The sequence below is a fragment of the Protofrankia sp. CiP1_Cm_nod4 genome, assembly GCF_982290645.1.
In genome coordinates, this window is sequence record NZ_CEVIVC010000088.1 from 1 (window position 1) to 6,958 (window position 6,958).

The 6,958-nt window shown below is 70.7% G+C and carries 6 protein-coding genes; 4 read left to right on the plus strand and 2 right to left on the minus strand.

From position 1 onward, the window contains the following. The coding region (locus tag AC5LSR_RS16315; RefSeq protein ID WP_493468648.1) for a hypothetical protein at window positions 1-1,050 on the plus strand (1,050 nt) is incomplete at its 5' end. 81 nt (window positions 1,051-1,131) lie between these two features. Here AC5LSR_RS16315 and AC5LSR_RS16320 read toward each other — a convergent pair. Both AC5LSR_RS16320 and AC5LSR_RS16325 read right to left on the minus strand, forming a co-directional pair. Next, complete coding sequence (locus AC5LSR_RS16320; RefSeq protein ID WP_250282386.1) at window positions 1,132-1,662, minus strand: PH domain-containing protein; 531 nt, start codon at window positions 1,660-1,662, stop codon at window positions 1,132-1,134. Between the two features lie 260 nt (window positions 1,663-1,922). Further along, window positions 1,923-2,714, minus strand: a complete 792-nt coding sequence (locus tag AC5LSR_RS16325; protein ID WP_250282385.1) for a biotin--[acetyl-CoA-carboxylase] ligase — start codon at window positions 2,712-2,714, stop codon at window positions 1,923-1,925. A gap of 146 nt (window positions 2,715-2,860) precedes the next feature. Here AC5LSR_RS16325 and AC5LSR_RS16330 point away from each other — a divergent pair, with 146 nt between their 5' ends. The 3 genes from AC5LSR_RS16330 to AC5LSR_RS16340 form a co-directional block, all read left to right on the plus strand. Beyond that, on the plus strand, window positions 2,861-4,468 hold the full coding sequence (locus AC5LSR_RS16330; RefSeq protein WP_445548268.1) for an acyl-CoA carboxylase subunit beta: 1,608 nt from the start codon (window positions 2,861-2,863) through the stop codon (window positions 4,466-4,468). A gap of 131 nt (window positions 4,469-4,599) precedes the next feature. Then, window positions 4,600-4,851 (plus strand): acyl-CoA carboxylase subunit epsilon, encoded by a 252-nt coding sequence (locus AC5LSR_RS16335; RefSeq protein WP_250282383.1) that lies wholly within the window; start codon window positions 4,600-4,602, stop codon window positions 4,849-4,851. Between the two features lie 336 nt (window positions 4,852-5,187). Then, a partial coding sequence (locus AC5LSR_RS16340) for an acetyl/propionyl/methylcrotonyl-CoA carboxylase subunit alpha (RefSeq protein ID WP_493468649.1) occupies window positions 5,188-6,958 on the plus strand: 1,771 nt, incomplete at its 3' end.

Consider the following 6,958-nt stretch of genomic DNA (forward strand, 5'->3'; position numbering starts at 1 on the left):
GGTGGGGGCATCCCGGCGCAGCCTGCTCCCGGCCCCGGCTCGACCCGCATCCTTCCGGAGACCGGGCCGGCTCGGGCGGCGGCCGGTCCCGACGCGGATCCGGGCCGGGGACAGGAGCCGTACCCGTCCGGGCCGCGGGGGCCGTACACGCCCGGAGCACACGACGAGTACGCGCCCACCGCCAGGTACCCGTACGGGCAGCCCGCCTCCGGCGCCCAGGGCCCCTATCCGCCGGCCAGTCCCCAGGGCGGCTTCGCCCCGCCGGGTGGCTATCCCCCGCCCGGCGGCTACCCACCCGGCTCCTATCCGCCGCCAGGCGGGTATCCGTCGGGCGGCTATCCGCCCGGTCCGTACCAGCCGGGCCCGTATCCGGCCGGCGGGCCGCCGGGACGGCCGGCGTCGAGACGGACCGGGCTGATCATCGGAATCGTCGCCGCGGTCCTGGTCGCCGTCGCCGTCCCGGTGATCGCGCTGACCGTGACCGGTTCGCACAGGCCCGGAGGCGGGGCGTCCGCCGGCCCGGCCCTGCCGGTGATCCCCGCCGGGCCGACGGGCGCCACGCCGTCGGCGTCCGCGCGGCCGTCGGCGACCCCGGCCACGGCGACGCCGAGCGGCGGGTCCACCGGCAGCCTCACCGCCGCCCAGAGCAACCTGGAGGCGACGCTGAATCCCAGCGAGATAACCGGCTGCACGGGTAACCCGGACGACGAGGATTCCGACATAGACGCGTCCCTGACCTGCCAGTCGAGTAACGGAACGCCGGTACGCGCCTTCCATTACTACAGCAGCGGCTCACTGCGTAACGACATCGACTACCGGTCGAGACAGATCACCGAGGACGGATCCTGCCGTACCGGCAAGAACAGTATTGAAACCTGGCACGTGACCAGCCGGCCGAATGTGGACGTCGGATCGCTGCTGTGCGCTCACGACGGCGGTAATTACGTGATTTTCTGGAGCTACGACAACGATCTCACCGCTTTTGCCGCCCAGAGCACCGACGCAACGGCGCTCTTCGAGTGGTGGAAGGGGTTCGACCCGTTGGCCTGAGCAGCCCGCGCAACCGACCGGAGCGACCGGAGAAACAGCGGGAAAAACCACTGACAGGAACGACCACTGACAGAATGACCGCTAGCGGGGGTAACCGCTGTCGTCGACGGGGCCGCGCAGCCGCGCCGCGTTCTCCTCGGCCAGCCGGTAGAGCGTGGCGTACACCTCCTCGGCCTGGGGCAGGTGCACCAGCGCGAGCCGGCCGCGTTGTCCCCCGCTCTCGACCGAGAGCGTGCCGGATCCCACCAGCCCCTCCCAGAAGGAACGGCTGAACGAGACGTCGTTGAGCCGGAGCAACGGGATGTCCCGGCCGTAGTGGGAGAGGATCCCCTCGCGGACGACGACCCGTTCCGTCGTCACCACGTAGTGTGTGGTGACCCATCGCAGCCATGGCCGCAGGCTGGCGAAGAAGAGCAGCACGGCCCCGGCCGCGACGATCAGCCACTGGGCGGCCTGCTGGAACGAGCCCGCCGGGACGGCCAGCACGCCGAAGAGGGTCAGGCCGAGAAGCACGACGAAGGCCGCTGCCGGCCCGGCCAGCCTGATCCAGTGCGGATGCAGGTGCAACACGACCTGTTCGTCGCTGGTCAGAATGTTGTCCGGGAAGCCCACCCCGCGATGGTCTCACCGCCACCGGACGACCGGAGCCACGGGGGCGAACAAACATACCGCACACGGCCATGGCAGGCGCCCCTCGACGGGCGGCTGCCCGAAGCTCGCGGGCAGGCCTCGTACGCGTCCACAACCTACCGCTTAGGAGGCGGTAGCTCCGCCCGGGGGCGCGTGAGCCGACCGGGTGATGTGGCGCCGGAGGATGCCGGCGCCGGAGAACGTCGGCGTTGGCTCTGCACGAGGGCGTGCGGGCCGGGACGTCAGCGGAGGTGGACGACGTCCCCGGCGGCGAACGCCCGCCCGTCGACGACCAGCCGGCCGTGATCGTCCACATCGGTCGCGGTACCCGTGAGCACCGACCCGTCGGGCAGTTCGACCCGTACCCGCTGACCGAGCGTGTCGCACACCGACCGGTAGGCGCCCGCGGTGGCGGTGGGCTCGACGAGCCAGCGCCGGTACACCCTGACCAGCCCCCGCAGCAGCTCGATGAGCAGTTCCCCCCGGCCGACGAGTGGCCGCGACTCCTGCCGCTGGCGCAACGCGACGCTGGTGGCCCCCGGCGGCAGCTCGTCGACGTCGTTGTCGACGTTGAGGCCGATGCCGACGACCACCGCGACCGTCCCGGAGCGCTCCCGGTCGGGGATGGCCTCGGCGAGGATGCCCGCCAGTTTCTCGCCGGCCACGAGCACGTCGTTCGGCCATTTGAGGCCCGCCGGTATCCCCGCGAACTCACGCAGCGTCGAGGCCAGTGACAGGCCGGTGACCAGCGGCAGCCAGCCCAGCGCGCCCGCCGGCACGGCCGGCCGCAGCAGCACGGAGAAGGTCAGGCCCGCGCCCGAAGGCGACGTCCACGACCGGTCGAGGCGCCCGCGACCGGCCCACTGGTGCTCGGCGACGAGCACCTGGCCCTCGCCGGCACCGGTCTTCGCGGCGGCGACGAGGTCCGCGTTGGTCGAGCCGGTCTCCTGGACGACCCGGACGCTCAGGCCGTCCCCGGCGAGCGTGGCCGCGAGCAGACCGGCGTCCAGCGGAAACCGCCGGTGCCGCGTCATCGATGTCCACATGTCAGCCAGAATCCCACCGCATCCTCACCGCCGACGGCTGAAAGTCATATCGCACCGCGGCCACGCGCCCGGATCAAGAGGTAGTTGTCGCAGAATCGAGCGCGGGAGGCCACGACGGCCGTACGCTGCCCGGCATGGCGCTTCCCGTTCCCGCTCAGAGCCCCTCGCACGATCCGGTACCCGATCCTCTCACAACTGCCGGCAAAATCGCCGAGTTGAAGCGCGTGATCGACGAAGCGGTACATGCCGGTTCTCAACGGGCAGTCGACGCACAGCATGCCAAAGGCAAGTTGACGGCCCGTGAACGGATCGATGCCTTCCTCGACCCAGGCTCCTTCGTCGAGACGGACGCCCTCGCCCGGCACCGCGCGCACGACTTCGGCCTCGACCGCAACCGCCCGTATGGTGACGGTGTGGTGACCGGCTACGGCACGGTCGACGGCCGCCAGGTGTGTGTGTTCAGCCAGGACTTCACCGTCTTCGGCGGCAGCCTCGGCGAGGTCCTCGGCGAGAAGATCGTGAAAATCATGGATCTGGCGCTGAAGACCGGCTGTCCGGTGGTGGGTATCAACGACTCCGGCGGCGCGCGCATCCAGGAGGGTGTCGTCGCGCTCGGGCTGTACGGCGAGATCTTCTACCGCAACGTGCTGGCGTCGGGCGTCGTCCCCCAGCTCTCACTGATCATGGGCCCGTGCGCCGGCGGTGCCGTGTACTCTCCGGCCATCACCGACTTCACGCTGATGGTCGACCAGACCAGCCACATGTTCATCACCGGCCCGGACGTCATCAAGACCGTCACCGGCGAGGACGTCGGCATGGAGGAGCTCGGTGGCGCCCACACCCACAACTCCCGCAGCGGGGTCGCGCACTTCCAGGCCGCGGACGAGGCCGACTGCCTGGAGACCGCCAAGGCGCTGCTGGGGTTTCTGCCGTCGAACAACCTGACGGACCCGCCCATCTTCGCCGAGGTGGCCGACGTGGAGGCGGAGGTCACGCCGGAGCTGGACACGTTCATCCCGGACTCGTCCAACACGCCGTACGACATGCACACGGTGATCGGCTACCTGCTCGACGACGATGACTTCCTGGAGGTCCACGCCCAGTTCGCGCAGAACCTGATCTGCGGGTTCGGCCGGCTGGACGGGCGTTCCGTCGGCATCGTCGCCAGCCAGCCGATGCATTTCGCCGGCACCCTCGATATCGACGCCAGCGAGAAGGCGGCCCGCTTCGTCCGGACCTGTGACGCATTCAACATCCCGATTCTCACGCTGGTCGACGTACCGGGCTTCCTGCCCGGAACCTCGCAGGAATGGAACGGCATCATCCGCCGGGGCGCAAAGCTTATATACGCTTATGCCGAGGCGACAGTGCCAAAAGTGACTATCATCACACGTAAGGCATATGGCGGCGCCTACGACGTCATGGGCTCGAAACACCTGCGGGCCGACGTCAACCTGGCCTGGCCGACCGCGGAAATCGCGGTGATGGGCGCCCAGGGCGCCGTGAACATCATCTATCGGCGTGAGCTCGCCGCCACCGAGAATCCCGACGCCCGTCGCGCGGAGCTGATTGCCGACTACACCTCGCATTTCGCCACTCCGTACATAGCGGCCGAACGCGGGTATATCGACGCGGTCATTCTCCCGTCGGAGACCCGACGTGAGGTGATCCGGGCACTGCGGCTGTTGCGGACCAAGCGGGAGTCGCTTCCTCCCAAGAAGCACGGGAACATCCCGCTGTAACCCTGCCGCCGCCCTCCCGCGGGACGCCCCGGCCTGTTCACCGCACCCCGCTGTCCCGCTGTCCCGCCGTCCCGCCGTCCCACTGGTGGCGGGGCTGGCGGACGGGCCGTCAGGCACGAAAGGATGATCAGATGAGCAGTGGTGGCGACGTCCGCGCCCCCCGCCCGCACCTACAGGTGGTGCCGACGAACGCGTCCGCCGAGGAGATAGCCGCCCTGGTCGCGGTGCTCTGCCTGCGGGCGGGGGCGGCGCCCGCCCCTGCCCCGCCCCCCTCGGCCTGGTCGGACCGGTCCGCGACACTGCGGCAGACCGTGCGTCCCGGGCCGGACGGGTGGCGTTGGACGGGATTCACTCCGGGCACCCGGACCCGAGCCGACTGGTAATCATTTGATCACAGTTGGATATCAACGACCGTTTCGCGGGGCCGGGCATCTGCGCCGGCCCCGCGAAACAGCGGGAATGACAGCTTTGTGGACGCCGGGGATACACATTCCCCGACGCCTTTCATGATCGATTCCTTACACCACCAACGCGATCTCGGCAAGCAGCGGCCCGGCCAACAAACCCAGCCGATCAATGTCGGCCATCGAGTCCACCACGGCGGTCACGGCCCCGGCGGTACAGGACCCGCCCAAGGATTCCTTTAGTATTGCCAGAACAACAGCCTGCGCCGCCGAACTCGCCTAGACTCAGCCACGCTGAACGAGGACGGGAGAAACGTGCGTAAGATCCTCATTGCCAACCGGGGAGAGATCGCTGTCCGGGTCGCCCGGGCAGCCCGCGACGCCGGATATGCCAGCGTCGCCGTATATGCGGAGCCCGACATCGACGCTCTGCACGTACGCATCGCGGACGAGGCGTACGCCCTCGGCGGCAGCACACCGGGCGACTCGTACCTGCGGATCGACAAGATCCTCGACGCGGCCCGCGCCAGCGGCGCCGACGCCGTCCACCCCGGATACGGCTTCCTGTCGGAGAACGCCGACTTCGCCGAGGCCGTCATCGAGGCCGGGCTGACCTGGATCGGGCCCCCTCCCGAGGCCATCCGGCGCCTGGGCGACAAGACCGCGGCCCGCCACATCGCCCTTGCCGTGGGCGCCCCGCTGGCGCCCGGCACCCCCGACCCGGTCGCCGGCGCGGACGAGGTGGTGGCCTTCGCCGAACAGCACGGGCTGCCGGTCGCGATCAAGGCGGCGTTCGGCGGCGGCGGCCGCGGGCTCAAGGTCGCCTGGAGCGCCGAGGAGCTGCCCGAGCTGTTCGAGAGCGCGGTGCGGGAGGCCACCGCCGCCTTCGGCCGCGGCGAGTGCTTCGTGGAGCGCTACCTCGACCAGCCCCGCCACGTCGAGACCCAGATCCTCGCGGACGCCCACGGCACGGTCGTCGTCGTCGGCACCCGGGACTGCTCCCTGCAGCGGCGCTACCAGAAGCTCGTCGAGGAGGCGCCGGCACCGTTCCTCACCGAGGAGCAGCGCACCTCGCTCTACGAGGCGTCCCGGGCGGTCGTCCGGGAGGCCGGCTATGTCGGAGCGGGCACGGTCGAGTTCCTCATCGGCCGGGACGGGACGATCAGCTTCCTCGAGGTCAACACCCGGCTGCAGGTCGAGCACCCCGTCACCGAGGAGACCAGCGGCATCGACCTCGTCCGGGCCCAGTTCCGGATCGCCGAGGGCGAGACGCTCGACCCGGTCGACCCCACCCCCCGGGGGCACTCGATCGAGTTCCGCATCAACGGTGAGGACCCCGGCCGCAGCTTCCTGCCGGCGCCGGGAACGGTCACCCGGTTCGTCGCGCCCACCGGGCCGGGCGTGCGCGTCGACACCGGCGTCGAGTCCGGCGCCGTCATCGGCGGGGCCTTCGACTCGCTGCTCGCCAAGCTGATCGTCACCGGCGCGACCCGCACCGAGGCCCTGGAGCGCGCCCGCCGTGCCCTGGACGAGACGGTCCTGGAGGGCCTGGCCACGGTCCTGCCGTTCCACCGGGCCGTCGTGCGGGATCCGGCGTTCGCCCCGGCCGACGCCACCGAGCCGTTCCGGGTGCACAACCGCTGGATCGAGACCGAGTTCGACAACACCATCCCCGCCTTCACCGGCGGGGTGGACGCCGACACCGAGCCGGCGGCCCGCGAGTCGGTCGTCGTCGAGGTCGGCGGCCGGCGGCTGGAGGTCGTCCTGCCCGCGGGCTTCGGCGCGGCCGCGGCGGGCGGCGTGGCGGCCGGCGGCCCGGCGGCGGCCCGGCCACGGCGGCGGTCCGGTGCCAAGGCCGCCCGCGCGGCCAGCGGGAACGAGCTGACCAGCCCGATGCAGGGCACCATCGTCAAGATCGCGGTCAGTGACGGGGACACCGTCGAGGCCGGCGACCTCGTCGTCGTCCTGGAAGCCATGAAGATGGAGCAGCCGATCACCGCGCACCGGGCGGGCACCGTCACCGGGCTGACCGCGGCCGTCGGCGCGGTCGTCTCCAGCGGCGCCGTCCTCTGCGAGATCAAGGACT